Raw genomic sequence first — 20,199 nt, 5'->3', positions numbered from 1 at the left:
GGTCTTTTTGCACCTGAGGCTCAATAATCTACTCTTACCAAATACAGACCTTGCGGAGGGGCGGTCGGCCCCGCACATTTCCTGTCCTGCCGGGCTAATATGGAAGCCATTTGGCCCGGTTCCAGCCGGCCCCGTCCTATATCTACCAGGGTTCCCATTATGATTCGCACCATATTATAAAGAAATCCATCGGCACTCAGATATAAGCAGAGGTAATCACCCTCCTCTTGAATTTCGCAGCGACTCATAGTCCTGGTGAAGGTCTTGGCCGAGGAACCGCTGGCACAGAAGGATCTGAAGTTGTGCGGTCCCAATAAAAATTCACAAGCCTCTTGCATGGATTCGACATCGAGGGCTTCGCTGTTGCACCAGGCATAGTGGCGCTGAAAAACCGAACCCTGCAGGCTGCGATAAATTTTATAGGTGTAGTGTTTACACACCGCCTGGAAACGGGGATGAAAGTCCGGTGCGGCCAGCTGACTATGTAACACCTGTATGTCTTCAGGTAAAACACTGTTCATGGCCAGTGCCCAACGATCCAGGGGAATGCTGGCAACGGTATCAAAGGCGATAACTTGACCCAAGGCATGCACTCCGGCATCAGTGCGGCTGGCGAATAATAGAGACTTTCGCTCTCCGGTAAGATTGAAAATGGCATCCTGCAAGGCAGCCTGCACAGTGTGAGCATTAGTCTGAAACTGAAAACCGTGGTAGCGGCTGCCGTCATATTGAATAACCATTCTAATGCGCTGCATGAGCAGTTCTCCATCTGCGAAAAACCCCAACTCTGCCCTGACCGGATTGATTCCTCATCTTTCGGTCAATTAAGCATCTGTCGGGGTCGTGCCGGGGATGGCCATTGCCGATCCCCGCCCCTGTTTATAGCCTATTTGGGCACAGCTTACTGTACCAACTCGATAATTGCCATGGGGGCGCCGTCTCCCTGACGGTAACCCATCTTGATAATACGGGTATAACCTCCCTGGCGTTCCTTATAGCGTTCGGCCAGTTCGGTGAACAACTTCTTAACCACCGGGTCTTTGGTCAGATAGCTATGGGCCTGGCGGCGTGCATGCAGGTCGCCCGCCTTGCTCAGGGTAATCATCTTGTCAGCGATACGCTGGATCTCTTTGGCTCTGGTCTCGGTAGTGGTTATTTTTTCACTCTCTAAAAGAGAGGTCACAGCGTTTCTCAGCAAGGCTTTTCTTTGATGGCTCAAAAGCCCTAATCTACGGTAAGCCACTGGGGCTCCTCCTTTCTAGTCCTCAGTTTTCTTGAAGGACAGGTCAAGTTCTTTGAGTTTTCTTTCGATCTCTTCCAGGGATTTTTGCCCCAGGTTTCTGATCTTGCTCATTTCTTCGCGGGTTTTTTCAATCAAATCCCCGACGGTATTAATATTGGCCCGTTTCAGTCCATTGGAGGCTCTAACCGACAGTTCCAGTTCCTCGATGGACATCTCCAGGACCTTGTCTTTCTTTTCTTCTTCTTTTTCCACCAGGATTTCCACTTCAGCATAAGTATCATCTATTTCGGTGAATAGTTTAAGATACTCAATCATGATCTGCGCAGACAAGCTGATGCCCTCTTCCGGGCTGATACTGCCATTGGTCCACACTTCCAGAGTCAGGCTGTCGTAGTCGGTCCGTTTGCCCACTCGAGCCATATCGACCGTATAATTAACCTTGGTCACCGGGGTGTAGATAGAGTCGATCGGGATCAAACCCACGATATCGTCGCCTTTGATAGGCTGCTGATCAGCGCTGACATAGCCGCGACCACGTTCCACAGTTAGTTCCATGTTTATCTTGGCCCCTTCGTCGAGGGTCGCAATATGCAGATCTGGATTTAAAATTTCAACTTCGCCATCAGGAGTGATATCGCCAGCCTTGAGATCCATTTTGCCTTCTTTTTCAATGCGCAGTATCTTACGGTCCTGGCTGTCATATTTTAATACTAGTTTTTTGATGTTGAGGATGATCTCAGTGGTATCCTCGACCACATTCGGTATGGTGGAAAATTCGTGCAGAACTCCGTCCAATTTGATCGAAGTAACCGCTGCCCCCGGCAGTGACGACAAGAGGACGCGGCGCAGCGAATTGCCCAGAGTGGTTCCATAGCCACGTTCTAAAGGTTCAATTACGAATTTGCCATAGTTTTTCTCAGGGTCCTTATCTACACACTCAATGCGCGGTTTTTCCATCTCCAGCATTAGAACAGACCCTCCTTTCTAGAGGTTAATTATCTAGAGTAGAGTTCTACGATGAGCTGTTCGTGTACCTGGGTATCAATCTGATCCCGGATGGGATAAGCCAGAACTGTGCCGGACAGATTTTCCACATCCACGCTCAGCCACTCCGGTGGGGTCTTATAAGCAGCCTGTTCCTTCATCTCCTGGAACTTGACGGACTCCCTGCTGCCGGGCTTCACCTGAATAACATCGTTGACCCGAACCAGCATGGAGGGAATAGAGGCCTTTTTGCCATTGATAGTAAAATGACCGTGTGTGACCAGCTGTCGGGCTTCCGCTCTGGAAGAAGCAAAACCCAGCCGGTAGACCACATTATCCAGACGCCTCTCTAAGAGCACCAGCAGATTCTCACCGGTTATGCCCTGTTGGCGGTCAGCCTTTTTAAAATAGTTGCTGAATTGTTTTTCCAAAACCCCATAAATCCTACGGGTTTTCTGTTTTTCACGCAGCTGCAGCCCGTATTCAGAGGGCTTCTGTCTCCGGTTCTGGCCATGTGCTCCCGGTGCATACGGTTTTCTCTCCACAGCGCACTTTTCTGAATAGCACCGGTCTCCTTTGAGGAACAATTTTTCACCTTCCCGGCGACACTGGCGGCAAACGGAATCAATGTATCTTCCCACTTATGCCACTACCTCCTTATACTCTTCTTCTTTTAGGCGGCCTACACCCGTTGTGGGGTATGGGGGTTACGTCTTTGATCACACTTACTTCCAGACCCGCAGCCTGCAGGGAGCGAATCGCGGCTTCACGTCCTGCTCCGGGGCCTTTCACATAACATTCCACTTCCTTGAGACCGTGCTCCATGGCGGCCCGGGCAGCGGTCTCGGCAGCCTGCTGGGCGGCGAAGGGTGTGCTCTTGCGAGAGCCCTTAAAACCTACCGTGCCGGCGCTGGACCAGGATATGGCATTACCGTGCCGGTCAGTGATGGAAATGATGGTATTGTTAAAGGTCGACTTGATGTGAGCGATGCCATGTTCAATGTTCTTCTTCTCACGCCGTTTAACCCTGGTGGTTGTTCTTCTGGCCAATTATGAATCCTCCTTTTCCCACTATTTCTTCCTGCCACCCGCGGTCCGCTTGGGTCCTTTGCGGGTGCGTGCATTTGTCTTGGTATTCTGACCTCTGACCGGCAATCCGCGCCGATGGCGGATACCCCGGTAACAACCCAGATCCATCAACCGCTTGATATCCATGCTGACCTGGCGTCTTAAGTCACCTTCCACAATATAGCTTTTCTCAATAATCTCTCTCAGCCTGGAAACTTCTTCCTCGGTTAAATCTTTCACCCGGGTATCAGGATTTATACCTGCTTGGGCCAGGATCTCCCGGGATGAAGGCCGGCCAATACCAAAAATATATGTTAGCGACACTTCCACTCTCTTGTCCCGCGGTAAGTCTACACCAGCTATTCTCGCCAAATCTTTTCACCTCCGATTATTTAGCCTTGAACCTGTTTATGCTTAGGGTTCTCACAGATCACCATGACCCGCCCCTTGCGTTTGATAATCTTGCATTTCTCGCACATGGGCTTGACTGACGGTTTTACCTTCAAGATGTCTACCTCCTCGTTTGACTGTGCCTACTTAAAACGATAAGTTATTCTGCCGCGGTTCAAATCGTATGGGGAGAGTTCTACCATCACCCTGTCCCCCGGTAATATTCTGATAAAATTCATTCTCATTTTACCCGAAATATGGGCGAGGACTTTATGGCCATTTTCCAGTTCCACCTTGAACATGGCGTTAGGCAGTGGCTCGATCACCTTGCCCTCAATCTCGATTACATCCTCCTTAGCCATTTACCAGACCTCCTTCCCATTAACTAACCCTGCCATCCTAACGTTTTTCAGGTATTTGCGCAACATGTGGTTTCCAGGAACCTCGCCGTTGTTGATGACTGCAACGATTTCATCAGCGCTCATATCGGTAACCTGAACATGTTTAATATTCTTCACCTTGGGATTCTCGATCTTCCGTAAGCTCCCGTCGGCCAGGGTTACAAACCGGTCACTCACAACCCCAACGACGATAAACATGCGGCCCTTATCTCGGCCGGTTTTAGAGTAAACCACTTTTCCCAGGATATCTTCTATAATTACCGTCCACCCCCGTTTGATCGGTATGGTTCCGTGCTCAGCAAGAGGCTCTGTGCCAGAGTTCTGCTCCAGGCTGAGGGTGCGGACCCTCTATAAACCGTCCAAAACATTCTGGACATCTGCAAATACTTGCAGAGGGGCACGGTCTCCATCTATGTTGTGCAGAATACCCTGCTGCTGATAATAGCCTAAAAGTGGGCTGGTCTGTTGATGGTAAACCTCCAGCCTCCGCCTGGCGGTCTGTTCCTGGTCATCACTGCGCTGAACTAGCTCCCCACCGCATTTGTCGCAGATACCTGCCTGAACCGGGGGACTGAAAACGGTATGATATACAGTCTTGCAGGCAGCGCAACTCACCCGTCCGGTAGTGCGCTGGATCAAAACCTCATCGGGCACGGCTATGTTGATAGCCGCTTCGATCCTGCCACCCAGCTTTTTCATCACCTCATCCAGGGCCTCAGCCTGCACTATAGTGCGGGGAAAACCATCTAATAGAAAGCCTTGCCTACAGTCCGGCTGAGCCAAACGCTCTTCAACGATGCCGATGGTCACTTCATCAGGTACCAGTTGGCCTTGTTCCATGTAGGATTTGGCCTTCAGGCCCATGGCAGTCCCTTGCTGTACGGCTTCTCTGAACATATCCCCGGTGGATATATGCGGAACTGGGTAGGAAGCCTTGATCATATCGGCCTGCGTTCCTTTGCCGGCCCCTGGAGGCCCCATTAATATAAGATTCATGTTTGTCGCCTCCTATTTCACAAAGCCTTCATAACTGCGCAGCAGCAGGTTGGATTCCACTTGTTTCATGGTATCCAGAGCCACACCGACCATGATCAAAAGTGATGTACCGCCAAAAGCCAGGCTGCTGACCCCGGTGGCATATACTATGAAATTGGGCAGAACTGCTATCAAAGCCAGGAAAACACCGCCTGCCAGGGTCAGTCTGGTGAGGACCCGGTCGATATATTCCGCGGTTGGTCTCCCCGGTCTGATGCCGGGCACGAACCCGCCGTATTTTTTAATGTTATCAGCCACATCGGCAGGATTGAAAATTATTGAAACATAGAAAAAGGTAAAAAACACAATCAGCAAAGCATAAAACAGGTTATACAGCGCGCTGCCCTGATGAAAGTAATTATTCAGGAAGCTGTTGAAACCTGAAGCGGGATTCATCCAAGACCCAATAGTTGCCGGGAACATCAATAAAGATAAGGCAAAAATGATCGGGATGACACCAGCGGTATTGACCTTCAGGGGTAGAAATGTGCTCTGTCCGCCATATAGTTTCCGTCCTACCACCCTTTTGGCATATTGCACCGGCAATCTGCGCTGTCCTTCGTTGACGGCGATGATAGCCACGATAATGGCTAAAGCCAAGACTATGAACAATACCACGTTAAAAGCTCCGATTATGCCGCCGGCTAATTCCTGTCCAACCCCTGATATCTGGCTGGGGATGCGCGATACGATCCCAGCGAAGATTATTAAAGAGATGCCATTGCCGATGCCCTTTTCAGTAATCATCTCACCTATCCACATCAGTAAGGCAGTACCCGCAGTCAGGCATATGGCAATGAACAGATAACTAAAGAAGCCAGCATTTGTCACTGCACCGTTACGCCCTAAAGCCACTGCCATGCCCATAGCCTGGATGAAGGCCAACACAACTGTACCGTACCTGGTATACTGGGCGATGACCTTACGCCCTTCCTCGCCTTCTTTCTGCAACCGCTCCAGCTTGGGCACAACCACCGTCAAGAGCGACATAATGATTGACGAGTTGATATACGGGGTAATGCTCATGGCAAAGATACTGAAGCGTTTAAAAGCACCTCCGGAGATAATGTCGAAGAAATTGAACAGCTGTCCGCTCAAAAACTTCTGCACCGCATCGGCATCTATACCCGGCACCGGAATGTGCGCCCCTATTCTGAAAACTAGGAACATCATAAGAGTGAAGAGGAGCTTCTGCCTTAAGTCCCCCACCTTAACCGCTTTTTGCAATGACCCCAGCATCAGATCACCTCAACTCTACCACCCTGTGCGGTGACTTTTTCTTCCGCCTGACGACTCACTTTATGAACCTTTAGAATCAACTTGCGTTCCAGGACACCGTTACCCAATACTTTGACTCCATCGTGCATGGCTTTGACGATGCCAGCCTCTTTGAGGAGTTCTGGAGTTACCTCGGTGCCATCGCTAAAAACATTCAAATCCTGTACATTAACTATTGCGTACCGGGTTGCAAATATATTGGTAAATCCCCGTTTGGGAATCCGCCTCTGCAGCGGCATCTGTCCACCCTCGAAGCCAGGTCTGACCCCTCCGCCAGCCCGGGCCTTCTGCCCTTTATGGCCTTTGGTGGATGTCTTGCCATGACCGGAGCCGATTCCCCGGCCGATCCGTTTGGTCCGTTTATTGGCGCCGGATGGAGATTTCAGTTCATGTAGTTTCACTATAAAACCTCCCTGTTATTGCTCTACTTCTTCCACAGAAACCAGGTGCTGCACTTTGTTGATCTGGCCGCGCAGTTCCGGGCTATCCTGTCTTATCACACTCTGGTTCAGCTTTCTTAGCCCCAGGCTCTTGATGGTCAGTCTCTGGGTTTCGGGACATCCGATGAAGCTCTTAGTCCAGGTAATCTTAATCATATTAGCCACAACTTATTCCTCCCTAACCCAAAATCTCATCAACGCTTTTGCCCCGCTGGCGGGCTACTACTTCGGCCTTCTTAAGATTCTTAAGCCCTTCCATGGTGGCATGGACCATATTGTTGGAGTTGGAAGAACCCAACGATTTGGTGAGTATATCCTTGATCCCTGCCGATTCTAAGACTGCACGCACCGGTCCGCCGGCGATGACTCCGGTACCGGCTGAGGCTGGTTTCAGCATGACCTGTCCGGCGCCGAATCTGCCCAGTATAGGATGGGGTATGGTGCGTTCGTCGATCAAGGGTATTTCGATCATGTTCTTCTTGGCATTTTCAATCGCTTTACGGATAGCCTCCGGCACTTCGGTGGCCTTGCCTTTGCCGGTGCCCACTTTACCAGCACCATCACCGACAACCACCAGGGCGCTAAAGCTGAACCTGCGGCCACCTTTTACCACCTTGGCCACGCGCCTGATATTGACAACCTTTTCTATCAGTTCAGGAGCGGCTTGTTCTCTTTCGTTCATCCTTTCCCTCCTAGCTTGATCGCTGGTCTTAAAACTCTAGACCGCCTTCTCGGGCAGCATCAGCCAGGGCGGCTACCCCGCCATGGTACTTGAAGCCGTTGCGGTCGAAGACTACAGTAGTAATTCCTTTTTCCCGGGCTTTGCGGGCGATGGCCGCCCCCACCTCTTTGGCAGCGGCTGCATTTGTCCGGGAGGGCAGATCCTTGAGATCCGCTTCCAGGGTGGAAGCCGATACCATGGTGATCCCCTTGCTGTCATCTATGATCTGTGCATAGATGTGGCTGAGACTTTTATAAACACACAAGCGGGGGGCCGTGCTGGTACCAGCCACTTTGCGGCGAATGCGCTTATGTTTCTTATCCCTGAGGCTTTTCTTGCTGGACTTCTTAAACAACCTTTGTCACTCCCTTCCCGCTTATCTGGATCCAGACTTGCCGGCTTTGCGCCTGACAACTTCGTTCTCATATTTGATGCCTTTGCCTTTGTACGGCTCAGGTTTCCTGATGGCCCGGATATGAGCAGCGGTATTACCTACCAGCTGTTTGTCGATGCCTTTTACTGTGATCCTGGTCACAGCCGGAACTTCAAACTCGATGCCCTCGGGCGGCTCGACCTCAACCGGATGGGAGAAGCCGATGTTGATGACCAGCTTTTTGCCCTGCAGCTGCGCCCTGTAACCTACCCCGACCAGTTCCAATTTCCGTTCAAATCCGCCGCTTACACCCTGTACCATATTGGCTACCAGAGCCCGAACCAGGCCATGAAAGGCGCGGTTTTGCTTGTTGTCGTTCGGTCTGGTCACCAAAAGGGTGCTGCCTTCCTGACTGATGGTGATCTCCCCGGGGATATCCTGACTCAAGGTGCCTTTGGGGCCGGTTACGGTGATTTTTCCGGCGTCTATTTGAACACTCACCCCTGCGGGTAATTCAATAGGTTTTTTACCAATTCTAGACATTCTTCACCCCTCCTTCGGCTACCAGATATAGCATAGGACTTCCCCGCCGATTCCAATTTTGCGAGCTTTTTTATCGCTCATCAGACCCTGCGAAGTCGATATTACTGCAGTTCCCAATCCGCCCAGGACTTTGGGGATCTCATCCCTTTTTACATACACCCTCAGTCCGGGTTTGCTTATCCTTTTGATGCCGGTAATGACTTTTTCTTTATTGGGGCCGTATTTCAGGTATATCCTGATAACGCCCTGTTTGCCATCTTTGATATATTCGTAATCCCTGATGTAACCTTCTTCCTTCATAATACCGGCAATGGCCAGCTTTATCTTGGAAGAGGGGATCTCAACGGTTTCATGCATGACCATATTGCCATTGCGAATCCTGGTCAGGAAGTCGGCTACTGGATCAGTCATGACCATATTAAATACCTCCTTTATTACAACTTACCAGCTCGCCTTCGTAACCCCTGGCAGTTCACCTTTGTGTGCTAGTTCACGGAAGCAGATGCGGCACATCCCGAATTTGCGCATATACGCCCGGGGGCGACCGCAGATTTTGCACCGGTTATAAGTACGGACCTCAAACTTCTGATTGCGCTGCTGTTTGGCAATGAGAGCCTTTTTAGCCATTGATCGCCTACCTCCTTATCTGAAAGGCATACCCATACTTCTCAATAATTCTCTGGCTTCTTCGTCATTCTTGGCAGTGGTGACGATAACCACTTCCATTCCCCTGACCTTGTCGATTTTGTCGTACTCAATCTCCGGGAAGATGGTCTGTTCCTTTATCCCCAGCGAATAGTTGCCGCGACCGTCAAAGGCCTGCGGAGATACCCCGCGGAAGTCTCTGACCCGGGGCAGGGCCAAATTGATCAGCCGATCCAGGAAATCATACATCCGTTCCCCGCGCAGGGTGACCTTGCAGCCGATAGCCATGCCTTCGCGCAGTTTGAAGCCGGCAATGGATTTCTTAGCCCTGGTGATGACCGGCCTCTGGCCACTGATGATGGTGAGATCACTGACCGCACCGTCTAAGGCTTTGGGATTCTGAACTGCTTCCCCGGAGCCGATATTGAGGATGACCCGGTCTATCTTAGGCACCTGCATGATGTTCTTGTATTGAAATTTTTCCATTAACTTGGGCACTATTTCTTGCTTGTATTGCTCATATAACCTAGCCATGCTTTAGCTAGCCTCCCTTCCTGGAGAATTTAGTCTAGTATTTCTCCGCACTTCTTGCACTTTCTCGCTCTCTCTGTCTCCAGAACGGCTTTGCCGACACGAGTAGGTTTGTTGCATTTTCCGCAGATGAGCATAACATTGGAGGCATTCATAGGGGCCTCGATGTTTAATATTCCGCCTTGCGGTACAGTGCGACTCGGTTTCTGATGCCTTTTCACTTTATTCAGGCCTTCAACCACTACTTTATTGTTCTTGGGCAGGACCCGGATGACTTTGCCTTTCTTGCCGGCATCTTTCCCGGTTACGACCAGGACATTGTCGCCCTTTTTGATGTTCATGCTTCTACACCTCCACCTCTAAAGGACTTCCGGGGCCAGAGAAACGATCTTCATAAAGTTGCGATCGCGCAGTTCTCTGGCTACGGGCCCAAAAATACGGGTGCCTTTAGGATTGTTATTATCATCTATTATCACAGCGGCATTCTCCGAAAAAGCGATATAGGAGCCGTCCGGCCTTCTGATTTCCTTTTTAGTGCGAACTACCACCGCCTTGACTACATCGCCCTTCTTTACTACGCCGCCGGGAGATGCCTCCTTGACCGCGACCATGATGATATCACCAACCGTGGCATACCTGCGGGTAGATCCGCCCAGGACCTTAATGCACAATACCTTTTTGGCGCCGGTGTTGTCGCCCACCTGCAGCATCGTTTCTTGTTGAATCACGGTTTAACCTCCCTTTTAAGCCTAAACCTATTGTAAGGTCTCGGCGCGGTGAATGATTTCGATTAATTTCCATCTCTTATCCTTGCTCAGGGGCCGGGTTTCCATGATTTTTACCACATCACCAGTTCTGGCAGTATTGTCTTCATCATGGGCTTTGTATTTCTTACTGGTCTTGATAGTCTTCTTGTACAGGGGATGCTGTTTAACAGTTTCCACGCGAACGGTGATGGTTTTATTCATCTTGTCACTGCTGACAGTTCCAACCCTGACTTTTCTGTTATGCTGGTTTTCAGTCACCGTTTGACCTCCTTTTAACTATTCCCCTTGGCCAGTTCCCGCTGCCTTAAAATTGTCTTGCATCTGGCGATGTTCTTCTTGACATCATTGATCCGCATGGGGTTATCCAGCTGTCCGGTGGCAAGTTGGAACCTTAGATTAAACAACTCATCTTTATGATCATTGACCTTCTGTCTCAATTCATCGTCGGTTAGTTCTCTGATTTTGCTAGTTTTCACTAACCTCACCACCCATTTCTTCTCTTTTTACGAACCTGCACTTTATGGGAAGCTTATGCATCGCCAAGCGCATGGCCTCCCTGGCAACTTCTTCTGTCACTCCGGACAGTTCGAACATGATACGACCCGGTTTCACTACTGCTACCCAGTGCTCCGGAGAACCTTTACCTTTGCCCATGCGGGTTTCAGCGGGTTTTACCGTCAGTGGGCGGTCGGGGAATATCTTGATCCACAATTTGCCGCCTCTTCTGACATAACGGTTAATAGCGATACGGGCTGCTTCGATTTGCCGGTTGGTTATCCAGGCCGGTTCCAAAGCCTGCAGGGCGTATTCACCGTAGGTGATTTCATGGCCTTTATGGGCCTTGCCTTTCAGGCTGGGACGGTGCTGCTTTCTATACTTGACTCTTTTTGGGGTTAGCATTATCTTTCGGCCTCCTCCACTCTAGCCTGTTTGGGGCGTTGTTTAGCCTCAGGCATGATCTCTCCGCGGTTCAGCCACACCTTGATGCCAATCTTGCCATAAGTGGTGTTGGCTTCGGCAAAGCCGTAGTCCACGTCCGCTCTTAAGGTATGCAGAGGCACTTTGCCCTCCGAATACCACTCCGTGCGAGCTATCTCCGCTCCGCCTAAGCGGCCGGCGATGGCGATTTTGATGCCAACCGCGTTGGCCCTCATGGTGCGTCCTACAGTCTGCTTCATGGCACGGCGGAAAGAGATTCTCTTTTCCAACTGTTGAGCGACATTTTCAGCCACGATCTGTGCATCCAGCTCGGGGCGCTTTATTTCCTGAATGTTTATATTGACATTCTTCTTGGTCATTTTTATCAGCTCAGCCTTAAGACTCTCCACTTCCTGACCGCCACGTCCGATGATGATACCCGGTTTGGCCGTATGGATAGTCACTCTGACCCGGTTTCCAGTCCTTTGGATCTCCACCTTGGAAATACCCGCAGTATAAAACCTATCCTTGATGTAGTTGCGGATTTTATAATCTTCATGGAGCAGTTCGGTATAGTCGCGATCAGCGAACCAGTTGGAGTCCCAATCGCGAATAATGCCGATTCTAAATCCTTTTGGATGTACCTTTTGACCCACTATTTAACCTCCCTTTCCTTCAAAACCACCGTTACATGGCTGGTTCTATGGCGTCTAACATCGGCTCGGCCATAGGCCCTGGGGTGCATTCTCTTCATGGTGGGCCCCTCATCTACGAAAATGGCGGATACATACAGATCGTCTGAGTCCATGTCATAGTTGTGCTCTGCGTTAGCTACGGCGGATTTCAAGACTTTATTAATCAAGGGAGCGGATCTTTTGTTGGCGTACTTCAAGATGCCGACGGCTTCTTTGACATTTTTTCCCCTGACCAGATCAGCAACCTGACGCGCTTTAAAAGGAGATATTCTTAAATAGCGTGCAATAGCTTTTGCTTCCATCCTGATTTGCCTCCTTTCTACCTGGATCTGCTCGTTTTTTCGGATTTGCCGGCATGACCCCGATAAGTCCTGGTAGGTGCGAATTCACCCAATTTCATGCCAACCATATCTTCGGTGATGTATATTGGCACGTGCCTTTTACCATCATGCACCGCCAGGGTATGCCCTATCATTTGCGGGAATATGGTGGAGCGCCGTGACCAGGTTTTAATAACGGTTTTTTTACCAGATTCGTTCATTTGTTCAACCTTTGCCAGAAGCTTTTCTTCGCAATAAGGTCCTTTTTTGAGTGACCTAGCCATCTAAAGACCTCCTTTATTTCCTCTTCTTGACGATCATCTTGTCAGAAGGTTTTTTCTTGCGGGTCTTGCCGCCAATCGCTATCTTGCCCCACGGTGAAACCGGGTATTTGCGCCCGATGGGGGCCCGGCCTTCGCCGCCGCCATGGGGGTGATCCACCGGGTTCATAACCGATCCTCTGACAGTCGGCCTGATGCCCATCCATCTGGCGCGACCAGCTTTACCGATAGTCATGTTTTCGTGTTCCAGATTGCCGATCTGCCCTATGGTGGCACGGCAATTGACATGTATCAGGCGCACTTCTCCGGAAGGCAGACGCACATGAGCATAAGCGCCTTCCTTAGCCATGAGCTGGGCTACGGTTCCTGCCGAGCGCACCAACTGGCCGCCTTTGCCGGGTCTGAGTTCGATATTATGGATCAGTGAACCCACCGGGATATCTTTTAATGCCATGGCATTACCGACTTTTATGTCGGAACCGGTGCCGGATACGATGGTGTCCCCCACATGCAAATTCTGGGGTGCGATGATATAGGCTTTGCTGCCATCCTGGTAATGCAGCAGAGCGATATTGGCTGAGCGGTTGGGATCATACTCGATGGCCGCTACTTTGGCCGGAACCTGGTCTTTGTTGCGTTTGAAATCAATAATGCGATACAAACGCTTATGTCCTCCGCCCCGATGTCTGACCGTCATGCGCCCTTTGGCATTGCGTCCGCCAGTGCTTTTCAGGGGAACGGTAAGGCTTTTTTCGGGTTCGGTCTTAGTGATTTCTTCAAAAGTCATCACTGTCATCTGTCTTCTGCTGGGTGTGGTAGGCCTGAATTTTTTAATGCCCATCTGGTGTCCCTCCTTGCAACGTCATTAGGCGGCTTACATACCTTCAAACAGCTTAATCTTCTGGCCCGATTTCAAGATCACGATGGCCTTTTTGCGATCCGGGGTATATCCGCTGGTGCGGCCTTGACGCTTCGGTTTGCCCTTCACGATCATGGTGTAAACCTTTTCCACCCTGACATTGAAAATGTTCTCTATGGCGTTCTTGATCTCAGTCTTATTGGCCTTCTTATCAACAACGAATGTATATTTATTGTCAGCCAAAAGTCCCATTGATTTCTCGGTGACGATCGGCTTGATGATTATATCTCGATAGTCTCTCATCTTACGCAAATACCTCCTCTACCCTGGCAACGGCATCCTTGGTGATGAGCAGGACATCATAGTTCATCAGGTCGTATACGTTCATGTAATCTACCGGCAGCGGTTTCACTCCCGGGATGTTGCGAACCGACTTGATGACGTTCTGATCTACATCGGCTATTACCACCAGGGCCTTTTTATATACCTGCAGGGATTCCAGGGTCTGTAGCATAGCTTTGGTCTTGGGAAGATCGAATTTCAGATCATCCAACACGATCAGGTTATTGTCCAGAACCTTGCTGCTCAACGCTGACTTCATAGCCAGCCTTCTGACTTTACGGGGCATGGTATAGGAATAATCCCTGGGCCTGGGACCGAAGGTGACCCCACCGGTTCTCCATAAGGGGTTGCGGCTGCTGCCTGAGCGGGCGCGTCCGGTTCCTTTTTGTCTCCACGGCTTTCTGCCTCCGCCACGGACCTCAGCCCTCGTTTTGGTTGAAGCAGTACCAACCCTACGGTTGTTCAACTGCATTTTTATAAATTGATGCAGAACCGTTTGATTGGGAGTGATGCCAAATACCTGGTCATTTAATTCAAGCTCTCCAACCTGGGCCCCGCTCATATTATACATGGCTACTTTAGGCACTTGATTACCCTCCTTTGCCGGCCTTTATGCCTTGACCGAATTCTTTATGGTTACAAGGCCTCTCTTGGGCCCTGGAATCGATCCCCTGATCAAAATCAAATTTCTCTCCGGATAGACTTTTACTACCTTCAGGCCTTGGACGGTTACTCTGGACCCGCCTAATCTACCGGGTAACTTTCTTCCTTTAAAAACACGTGCCGGCCCTTTGGCTGCTAGTGAACCGGGACGCCGGTGGTATTTGGAACCGTGCCCCATGGATCCCCGCGCAAAGTTGTGGCGCTTCACCCCGCCGGCGAAGCCTTTGCCCTTGGAGGTCCCCACTACATCAACCAATTCGCCGCTGGCAAACACATCCGCCTGAATGTCCTGACCAACCTCGTATTGGTCTACATTGTCAATGCGAAACTCGCGGATAAACCGCAAGGGCTTCACATTAGCCTTCTTAAAATGCCCTTTAATGGGCTTGTTGGCCAGTTTCTCTTTCAGGTTGTAAAAACCTACCTGAATCGCGTTATAACCATCTAGGTTCTCGGTTTTCTTCTGTAATACTGTACAAGGCCCGGCTTCTACCACAGTAACCGGCACCGCCTTGCCCTCTTCATCAAAGATCTGGGCCATGCCGACTTTTACGCCAAGTATAGCTTTATTCAGATTTCCAGCCATGTTTTGTACCTCCTTGTTGGTCTTTTCTGAGTGATAGGTTGGACGTGGTTTCCAACTTCACTTCTCTTAGCTGGCTGCTGCCTCCACAACCTTTTTTTACCACTGGTCCTGTAAGCAGCGATAGTCTTATAATTTGATTTCAATATCCACCCCGGAGGGCAGGTCCAGATGCATCAGGGCATCTATGGTTTTGGGGTTGGGGTCCAGGATATCGATCAGGCGCTTGTGAGTTCTCATCTCAAACTGCTCCCTGGAATCCTTGTTAACATGGGGAGACCTCAAAATGGTATAAATGCTCTTTTCCGTAGGCAGAGGGATGGGCCCAGAAACACTGGAGCCATTCTTCTTGGCAGTGTCCACGATCTTCTGTGAGGACTGGTCCAGAAGCTTGTGATCAAATGCCTTTAGTCTAATCCTTACTTTTTGCCCATTCACGCTTTGTTAAACCTCCTTAGCTTTGTACACGCATCCGGGTGTCCAGTTGGGAAGGATAAAAACCTTCCCAACCAAGACATTCGTTGCTCTAGCTTAACTGATGGAAGTGACCACGCCGGCGCCCACGGTCCTGCCGCCTTCACGGATGGCGAAGCGCAGTCCCTGCTCGATAGCGATGGGAGTGATCAGTTCGATAGACATCTGCACGTTGTCCCCGGGCATTACCATCTCCACTCCCTCGGGCAGCTGGATGATGCCGGTCACGTCAGTGGTCCTGAAGTAAAACTGGGGGCGATAGCCGCCGAAGAACGGGGTGTGCCTTCCGCCCTCTTCTTTGGTCAGTACATATACTTCGGCATTGAAATTGGTCAATGGTTTGATGCTATTAGGCTTGGCCAATACCATGCCTCTTTCCACTTCTTTGCGGTCCACACCTCTTAACAGGGTGCCTATGTTGTCCCCCGCCTCAGCATAGTCTAAAAGCTTCCTGAACATCTCAACTCCGGTGCATACGGTCTTTCTGGTCTGCTCCCGCATCCCTACGATCTCTACCTCATCACCTACTTTGACCTGTCCGCGTTCTACTCTGCCGGTGGTCACCGTACCGCGTCCGGTGATGGTGAATACGTCTTCTATGGGCATCAGGAACGGTTTGTCTACCGCTCTCTCCGGTAAGGGGATGTAGCTGTCTACTGAGTCCATCAGTTCCCAAATGCGTCCGCACCACTCGCAGTCACGGCTCCCGCATCCGCATTCTAAGGCTTTTAAGGCTGAACCTCTCACTACCGGCAGGTCGTCTCCAGGGAATTCATAGAAGCTCAACAGTTCACGCACTTCCATGTCGACCAGTTCCAACAGTTCTTCGTCATCCACCATGTCGACCTTGTTTACGAATACCACGATGTAGGGCACTTCTACCTGTCTGGACAACAGGATGTGCTCTCTGGTCTGCGGCATGGGGCCGTCAGCACCGGATACCACCAGGATGGCTCCGTCCATCTGCGCCGCGCCGGTGATCATATTTTTGATGTAGTCGGCATGACCCGGGCAGTCCACATGGGCATAGTGCCGGTTCTCGGTCTGATATTCCACATGGGAGGTGTTGATGGTGATACCTCTTTCTTTTTCTTCCGGGGCTTTGTCTATTTCAGCATACGACGTCGCCTTCGCGCCCCCGACTTTGGATAAGACCAGAGTTATCGCCGCCGTCAAGGTGGTCTTGCCATGGTCGATGTGTCCGATGGTCCCGATGTTTAGATGGGGTTTCGTCCTTTCGTATTTAGCCTTTGCCATCTGTTCTCTCACCTTTCCTTTCCTGTTTTACAAATCCTGTAGGGGTATGCCATACCTTTTAGCCATGATCTCTCTGGCCTTTGATGCGGGCACCTCCGCAAAGTTCTTAATCTGCATAGAGAAACTAGCCCGGCCCTGACTTGCAGAACGCAGGGCGGTTGCGTAGCCGAAGGTCTCCGCCAACGGAACTTCGCCGTTGATGATCTTGCTGTGACGGTTCTCTTCAAAACCCATCACCCTACCCCGGCGAGCATTGAGATCTGAAATGATATCTCCTACATATTCTTCCGGGCTGACAATTTCGATGTCCATTATCGGTTCCAACAGAACAGGTTCGGCCGCCTGGAGGGCGTCTTTAAGAGCCATCACTGCAGCAACTTTAAATGCCTGCTCAGTCGAATCAACTTCGTGATAAGTACCGCCCTTAAGGGTGACCTCCACATCATCGACTGGATAACCTGCTAAAATCCCGGCCTGTAGACCTTCTAACACCCCACTTTCAATGGCGGGTACGAACTCTTTGGGTATATGTTCTTGATTGGATTTATCCACAAACAACACCCCCTGACCTTCAGCCCGAGGTGCGATATCCAAAATAACATGCGCGAATTGGCCACGTCCGCCAGCTTGCTTATCGAAACGGGCTTCAGCGCCATGTTTCTTCTTGACCGTCTCCTTATATGAAACCTGAGGTTTGCCAACATTGGCATTGACCTTGAATTCCCTCAAGAGTCGGTCTACGATGATCTCCAGGTGCAATTCTCCCATTCCGGAGATGATGGTCTGACCACTTTCTGCATCCACACGGGTTCTGAAGGTAGGATCCTCTTCAGCCAGGCGGCGCAGGCTTTCACCGATTTTATCCTGGTCAGCCTTGGTTTTGGCTTCGATGGCCACGTCTACCACCGGTTCTGGAAATTGAATAGCCTCCAGGATAATGCTGTCATGCTCGCTGCACAGTGTATCTCCGGTCACAGTGTCCTTTAAGCCTACCCCGGCCACAATATCACCGGCAAAAGCTTCCTGGATCTCCTCGCGATGGTTGGCATGCATCTTAAGGATCTTGGTGATGCGTTCGCGGCGATTCTTGCCGCTGTTCATAATGGTGCTGCCGACTTTCGCCTTGCCGGAATAAATCCTGAAATAGGTCAGTTTGCCCACATACGGATCCACCGCTACTTTAAAAGCCAGGGCGCATAGCGGCCCGGCAACATCGGCCTGGCGGATAATTTCCTCACCCGACTTGGGATTGACACCCTTGACTGGGGGGATGTCGAGTGGTGAAGGCAGGTAATCGACCACCGCGTCCAGGAGCATCTGAACCCCTTTGTTTTTAAACGATGAGCCGCATAATACCGGCACGATCTTGTTCTGAATGGTGAGCACGCGCAGCGCGTGCTGTATTTCCTCAACACTGATTTCATCACTATCCAGGTATTTCTCCAGGATGCCGTCATCGAACTCAGCTAGTTTTTCCAACAACTCTTGGCGATATTCCAGGGCTTCTTCCATCTGTTCGTCGGTAAGTTCTTTAACCAGGAAATGTTCTCCGCTGTCTTCCTCATATATGTAGGCCTTGAGCCGGATGAGATCGATGACACCGGAGAAAAGATCCTCTGCCCCGATGGGGAGATGGAGCAGGACCGGTTCGCTGCCCAGGCCGTTGCGGATCATGTTGACCGCTCTATAAAAATCAGCCCCGATCCGGTCCATCTTATTGATATAGGCGATTCGGGGGGTGCCGTATCTGTCAGCCTGCCGCCACACTGTCTCCGACTGCGGTTGCACCCCGGCCACGGCACAGAATATCCCAATGGCTCCGTCGAGTATGCGCAAGGAACGTTCTACCTCAACAGTAAAGTCCACATGCCCGGGCGTGTCGATAATATTAATAACCGTATCTTTCCAGGCACAGGTAGTAGCAGCAGAGGTGATGGTTATACCCCTTTCCTGCTCCTGGCTCATCCAGTCCATAGTAGCGGTGCCTTTGTCGACTTCTCCCATACGATGAACCCTTCCTGAATAGAAAAGGATCCTTTCGGTGGTGGTGGTCTTGCCGGCATCTATATGGGCCATGATACCAATATTTCTAATTGCGGCTAAATCTGACTTCTCAGTCATGACATTCCCAGCACAAGCGGATTACCAACGGTAATGGGCAAAGGCCCGGTTGGCCTCGGCCATCTTATGCGTATCCTCTTTCTTTTTAACTGATGCGCCGGTGCTATTGTAGGCATCGACGATTTCACCGGCCAGGCGTTGCGCCATGGTTTTTTCACCGCGCTTGCGAGCATAACCAACCAGCCAGCGAATGGCCAGGGTTTGCCTTCTTTCCGGCCTAACTTCAACCGGCACCTGATAGTTGGCACCACCGACCCGGCGGGCGCGCACTTCGAGAATCGGGGTGATGTTCTTCATGGCGATTTCGAAGGCATCCATGGGGTCTTTGCCGGTTTTTTTAGCAACTATGTCAAAAGCCGAATAGCAGATTTTCTCCGCTAAGCTTTTTTTGCCGTCCCACATGATCTGATTGACCAGCTTGGTGAAATACTTGCTATGATAAATGGGATCGGGCAGAACATCTCTTTTGGGTACGGGTCCCTTTCTTGGCATATCGCGCCTCCCTCCTATTTTTTCTTAGGCCGTTTGGTGCCGTATTTGGATCTGCCCCGGTTGCGGTTCTGAACACCGGCAGCGTCCAAGGTTCCTCGAATGATATGATATCTTACCCCTGGCAGGTCTTTTACACGACCGCCTCTGATCAAGACCACGGAGTGTTCCTGCAGGTTATGGCCGATGCCGGGGATATAAGCGGTCACCTCAATACCGTTGGAAAGGCGCACCCTGGCGATCTTACGCAATGCAGAGTTCGGCTTTTTCGGCGTGGTGGTGTAAACACGCGTGCATACCCCGCGCTTCTGGGGGCAGCTCTTTAACGCGGGCGCAGTAGACTTCTTTTCCATTTTCTCGCGCCCTTTTCTTATCAATTGATTGATGGTTGGCACTATTGCACCTCCTTCCCCATGTTATTGTCAAGCAATGCCACGGTTGCTGAACCCACATCAATGCCACAGGCTTCCCCCAGGGTCTTCTTGCTGTTCACCATTTCAATGTCTACCTGGTGCTGGTGGCACAGTTGTTTAATGGGTTCAACCACATGGGGCTCGGCATCACAGGCAATGTATACCTTGCTTACTATTCCCCGGGTTATGGCTTTTTTAACCTGTTTGGCGCCGATCACCCGAGTTGATTGTTTTAGATCATTCAGTGGCAACAGATAAACCTCCGAACATCAGAAAATAGGCGAGCTAGATTATTCGAGCTTATTTGCCACGCACTTAAATATTTTAGCACCTGGTGGTCCCCCAGTCAATTACAACCATGATTA

The 20,199-nt window shown here is 50.6% G+C and carries 37 protein-coding genes; all 37 read right to left on the bottom strand.

The window, feature by feature from the left end:
* Window positions 1-20: 20 nt before the first annotated feature.
* The 37 genes from truA to AC15IQ_RS04440 all read right to left on the bottom strand — a co-directional run bounded on the left by truA (window position 21) and on the right by AC15IQ_RS04440 (window position 20,085).
* Complete coding sequence (truA, locus tag AC15IQ_RS04620; protein WP_483177502.1) at window positions 21-755, bottom strand: tRNA pseudouridine(38-40) synthase TruA; 735 nt, start codon at window positions 753-755, stop codon at window positions 21-23.
* Window positions 756-901: 146 nt separating this feature from the next.
* A complete protein-coding gene (gene rplQ / locus AC15IQ_RS04615; RefSeq protein ID WP_483177501.1) occupies window positions 902-1,243 on the bottom strand; it encodes a 50S ribosomal protein L17 in 342 nt (113 codons plus the stop codon).
* Between the two features lie 15 nt (window positions 1,244-1,258).
* Window positions 1,259-2,209, bottom strand: coding sequence for a DNA-directed RNA polymerase subunit alpha (locus AC15IQ_RS04610; protein WP_483177500.1), 951 nt, complete (start codon window positions 2,207-2,209; stop codon window positions 1,259-1,261).
* 29 nt (window positions 2,210-2,238) lie between these two features.
* Window positions 2,239-2,868 (bottom strand): 30S ribosomal protein S4, encoded by a 630-nt coding sequence (gene rpsD / locus AC15IQ_RS04605; RefSeq protein ID WP_483177499.1) that lies wholly within the window; start codon window positions 2,866-2,868, stop codon window positions 2,239-2,241.
* Window positions 2,869-2,884: 16 nt separating this feature from the next.
* The gene (gene rpsK, locus AC15IQ_RS04600; protein WP_483177498.1) at window positions 2,885-3,277 is read right to left on the bottom strand and encodes a 30S ribosomal protein S11; all 393 of its coding nucleotides are present in this window, start codon (window positions 3,275-3,277) and stop codon (window positions 2,885-2,887) included.
* A gap of 21 nt (window positions 3,278-3,298) precedes the next feature.
* Complete coding sequence (gene rpsM / locus AC15IQ_RS04595) at window positions 3,299-3,667, bottom strand: 30S ribosomal protein S13 (RefSeq protein WP_483177497.1); 369 nt, start codon at window positions 3,665-3,667, stop codon at window positions 3,299-3,301.
* A 20-nt stretch (window positions 3,668-3,687) separates the two neighbouring features.
* Window positions 3,688-3,801, bottom strand: coding sequence for a 50S ribosomal protein L36 (rpmJ, locus tag AC15IQ_RS04590; protein WP_481041545.1), 114 nt, complete (start codon window positions 3,799-3,801; stop codon window positions 3,688-3,690).
* A 27-nt stretch (window positions 3,802-3,828) separates the two neighbouring features.
* Complete coding sequence (gene infA / locus AC15IQ_RS04585) at window positions 3,829-4,047, bottom strand: translation initiation factor IF-1 (protein ID WP_483177496.1); 219 nt, start codon at window positions 4,045-4,047, stop codon at window positions 3,829-3,831.
* Window positions 4,048-4,284 carry an RNA-binding protein gene (locus tag AC15IQ_RS04580; protein WP_483177495.1) on the bottom strand — a complete coding sequence of 79 codons (237 nt, stop codon included), beginning with the start codon at window positions 4,282-4,284 and terminating at the stop codon, window positions 4,048-4,050.
* 150 nt (window positions 4,285-4,434) lie between these two features.
* Complete coding sequence (locus AC15IQ_RS04575; RefSeq protein WP_483177494.1) at window positions 4,435-5,082, bottom strand: adenylate kinase; 648 nt, start codon at window positions 5,080-5,082, stop codon at window positions 4,435-4,437.
* A 12-nt stretch (window positions 5,083-5,094) separates the two neighbouring features.
* Complete coding sequence (gene secY, locus AC15IQ_RS04570) at window positions 5,095-6,360, bottom strand: preprotein translocase subunit SecY (RefSeq protein ID WP_483177493.1); 1,266 nt, start codon at window positions 6,358-6,360, stop codon at window positions 5,095-5,097.
* The gene (gene rplO, locus AC15IQ_RS04565) at window positions 6,360-6,800 is read right to left on the bottom strand and encodes a 50S ribosomal protein L15 (protein WP_483177492.1); all 441 of its coding nucleotides are present in this window, start codon (window positions 6,798-6,800) and stop codon (window positions 6,360-6,362) included. Before rplO ends, secY begins: the two co-directional genes overlap by 1 nt.
* A gap of 15 nt (window positions 6,801-6,815) precedes the next feature.
* Entirely contained in the window at window positions 6,816-6,995 is a 180-nt protein-coding gene (gene rpmD, locus AC15IQ_RS04560) for a 50S ribosomal protein L30 (protein WP_483177756.1), read from the bottom strand.
* A gap of 22 nt (window positions 6,996-7,017) precedes the next feature.
* Window positions 7,018-7,521, bottom strand: a complete 504-nt coding sequence (rpsE, locus tag AC15IQ_RS04555; RefSeq protein ID WP_483177491.1) for a 30S ribosomal protein S5 — start codon at window positions 7,519-7,521, stop codon at window positions 7,018-7,020.
* Window positions 7,522-7,549: 28 nt separating this feature from the next.
* Entirely contained in the window at window positions 7,550-7,915 is a 366-nt protein-coding gene (gene rplR, locus AC15IQ_RS04550; RefSeq protein WP_483177490.1) for a 50S ribosomal protein L18, read from the bottom strand.
* 21 nt (window positions 7,916-7,936) lie between these two features.
* Window positions 7,937-8,476 (bottom strand): 50S ribosomal protein L6, encoded by a 540-nt coding sequence (gene rplF / locus AC15IQ_RS04545; protein ID WP_483177489.1) that lies wholly within the window; start codon window positions 8,474-8,476, stop codon window positions 7,937-7,939.
* 18 nt (window positions 8,477-8,494) lie between these two features.
* The gene (gene rpsH, locus AC15IQ_RS04540) at window positions 8,495-8,893 is read right to left on the bottom strand and encodes a 30S ribosomal protein S8 (protein WP_483177488.1); all 399 of its coding nucleotides are present in this window, start codon (window positions 8,891-8,893) and stop codon (window positions 8,495-8,497) included.
* Window positions 8,894-8,917: 24 nt separating this feature from the next.
* A complete protein-coding gene (locus AC15IQ_RS04535) occupies window positions 8,918-9,103 on the bottom strand; it encodes a type Z 30S ribosomal protein S14 (RefSeq protein WP_483177487.1) in 186 nt (61 codons plus the stop codon).
* A 15-nt stretch (window positions 9,104-9,118) separates the two neighbouring features.
* Window positions 9,119-9,655: a 50S ribosomal protein L5 gene (rplE, locus tag AC15IQ_RS04530; protein WP_483177486.1), complete on the bottom strand. Its 537-nt coding sequence runs from the start codon at window positions 9,653-9,655 to the stop codon at window positions 9,119-9,121.
* A 29-nt stretch (window positions 9,656-9,684) separates the two neighbouring features.
* Complete coding sequence (gene rplX / locus AC15IQ_RS04525; RefSeq protein WP_483177485.1) at window positions 9,685-9,993, bottom strand: 50S ribosomal protein L24; 309 nt, start codon at window positions 9,991-9,993, stop codon at window positions 9,685-9,687.
* Between the two features lie 18 nt (window positions 9,994-10,011).
* Window positions 10,012-10,380 (bottom strand): 50S ribosomal protein L14, encoded by a 369-nt coding sequence (rplN, locus tag AC15IQ_RS04520; protein ID WP_483177484.1) that lies wholly within the window; start codon window positions 10,378-10,380, stop codon window positions 10,012-10,014.
* Between the two features lie 27 nt (window positions 10,381-10,407).
* Window positions 10,408-10,677: a 30S ribosomal protein S17 gene (gene rpsQ / locus AC15IQ_RS04515; protein ID WP_483177483.1), complete on the bottom strand. Its 270-nt coding sequence runs from the start codon at window positions 10,675-10,677 to the stop codon at window positions 10,408-10,410.
* Window positions 10,678-10,691: 14 nt separating this feature from the next.
* The gene (gene rpmC, locus AC15IQ_RS04510; RefSeq protein WP_483177482.1) at window positions 10,692-10,895 is read right to left on the bottom strand and encodes a 50S ribosomal protein L29; all 204 of its coding nucleotides are present in this window, start codon (window positions 10,893-10,895) and stop codon (window positions 10,692-10,694) included.
* Entirely contained in the window at window positions 10,885-11,319 is a 435-nt protein-coding gene (gene rplP, locus AC15IQ_RS04505; RefSeq protein ID WP_483177481.1) for a 50S ribosomal protein L16, read from the bottom strand. The genes rpmC and rplP overlap by 11 nt, the downstream gene beginning before the upstream one ends.
* Window positions 11,319-11,993, bottom strand: coding sequence for a 30S ribosomal protein S3 (gene rpsC, locus AC15IQ_RS04500; protein WP_483177480.1), 675 nt, complete (start codon window positions 11,991-11,993; stop codon window positions 11,319-11,321). The genes rplP and rpsC overlap by 1 nt, the downstream gene beginning before the upstream one ends.
* Entirely contained in the window at window positions 11,993-12,334 is a 342-nt protein-coding gene (rplV, locus tag AC15IQ_RS04495; RefSeq protein WP_483177479.1) for a 50S ribosomal protein L22, read from the bottom strand. Before rplV ends, rpsC begins: the two co-directional genes overlap by 1 nt.
* A gap of 17 nt (window positions 12,335-12,351) precedes the next feature.
* Window positions 12,352-12,636, bottom strand: coding sequence for a 30S ribosomal protein S19 (gene rpsS, locus AC15IQ_RS04490; protein ID WP_483177478.1), 285 nt, complete (start codon window positions 12,634-12,636; stop codon window positions 12,352-12,354).
* A gap of 13 nt (window positions 12,637-12,649) precedes the next feature.
* Window positions 12,650-13,474, bottom strand: a complete 825-nt coding sequence (rplB, locus tag AC15IQ_RS04485) for a 50S ribosomal protein L2 (RefSeq protein WP_483177477.1) — start codon at window positions 13,472-13,474, stop codon at window positions 12,650-12,652.
* Window positions 13,475-13,507: 33 nt separating this feature from the next.
* Entirely contained in the window at window positions 13,508-13,795 is a 288-nt protein-coding gene (rplW, locus tag AC15IQ_RS04480) for a 50S ribosomal protein L23 (protein WP_483177476.1), read from the bottom strand.
* Between the two features lies 1 nt (window position 13,796).
* Window positions 13,797-14,420 carry a 50S ribosomal protein L4 gene (rplD, locus tag AC15IQ_RS04475; protein WP_483177475.1) on the bottom strand — a complete coding sequence of 208 codons (624 nt, stop codon included), beginning with the start codon at window positions 14,418-14,420 and terminating at the stop codon, window positions 13,797-13,799.
* A gap of 24 nt (window positions 14,421-14,444) precedes the next feature.
* Window positions 14,445-15,071: a 50S ribosomal protein L3 gene (gene rplC / locus AC15IQ_RS04470; protein WP_483177754.1), complete on the bottom strand. Its 627-nt coding sequence runs from the start codon at window positions 15,069-15,071 to the stop codon at window positions 14,445-14,447.
* 138 nt (window positions 15,072-15,209) lie between these two features.
* Window positions 15,210-15,518, bottom strand: coding sequence for a 30S ribosomal protein S10 (gene rpsJ, locus AC15IQ_RS04465; protein WP_483177474.1), 309 nt, complete (start codon window positions 15,516-15,518; stop codon window positions 15,210-15,212).
* A gap of 93 nt (window positions 15,519-15,611) precedes the next feature.
* A complete protein-coding gene (gene tuf / locus AC15IQ_RS04460; protein WP_483177459.1) occupies window positions 15,612-16,811 on the bottom strand; it encodes an elongation factor Tu in 1,200 nt (399 codons plus the stop codon).
* A 27-nt stretch (window positions 16,812-16,838) separates the two neighbouring features.
* Window positions 16,839-18,932: an elongation factor G gene (gene fusA / locus AC15IQ_RS04455; RefSeq protein WP_483177473.1), complete on the bottom strand. Its 2,094-nt coding sequence runs from the start codon at window positions 18,930-18,932 to the stop codon at window positions 16,839-16,841.
* 21 nt (window positions 18,933-18,953) lie between these two features.
* Window positions 18,954-19,424: a 30S ribosomal protein S7 gene (gene rpsG, locus AC15IQ_RS04450; RefSeq protein ID WP_483177472.1), complete on the bottom strand. Its 471-nt coding sequence runs from the start codon at window positions 19,422-19,424 to the stop codon at window positions 18,954-18,956.
* A gap of 14 nt (window positions 19,425-19,438) precedes the next feature.
* The gene (gene rpsL, locus AC15IQ_RS04445; RefSeq protein ID WP_483177471.1) at window positions 19,439-19,816 is read right to left on the bottom strand and encodes a 30S ribosomal protein S12; all 378 of its coding nucleotides are present in this window, start codon (window positions 19,814-19,816) and stop codon (window positions 19,439-19,441) included.
* Window positions 19,816-20,085 carry a L7Ae/L30e/S12e/Gadd45 family ribosomal protein gene (locus AC15IQ_RS04440; RefSeq protein WP_483177470.1) on the bottom strand — a complete coding sequence of 90 codons (270 nt, stop codon included), beginning with the start codon at window positions 20,083-20,085 and terminating at the stop codon, window positions 19,816-19,818. The genes rpsL and AC15IQ_RS04440 overlap by 1 nt, the downstream gene beginning before the upstream one ends.
* Window positions 20,086-20,199: the final 114 nt, after the last annotated feature.

Source organism: Syntrophomonas sp. DTU019 (assembly GCA_913757435.1).
Lineage (GTDB): Bacteria > Bacillota > Syntrophomonadia > Syntrophomonadales > Syntrophomonadaceae > DTU019.
This window is presented reverse-complemented; position numbering and strand designations above follow the sequence as displayed.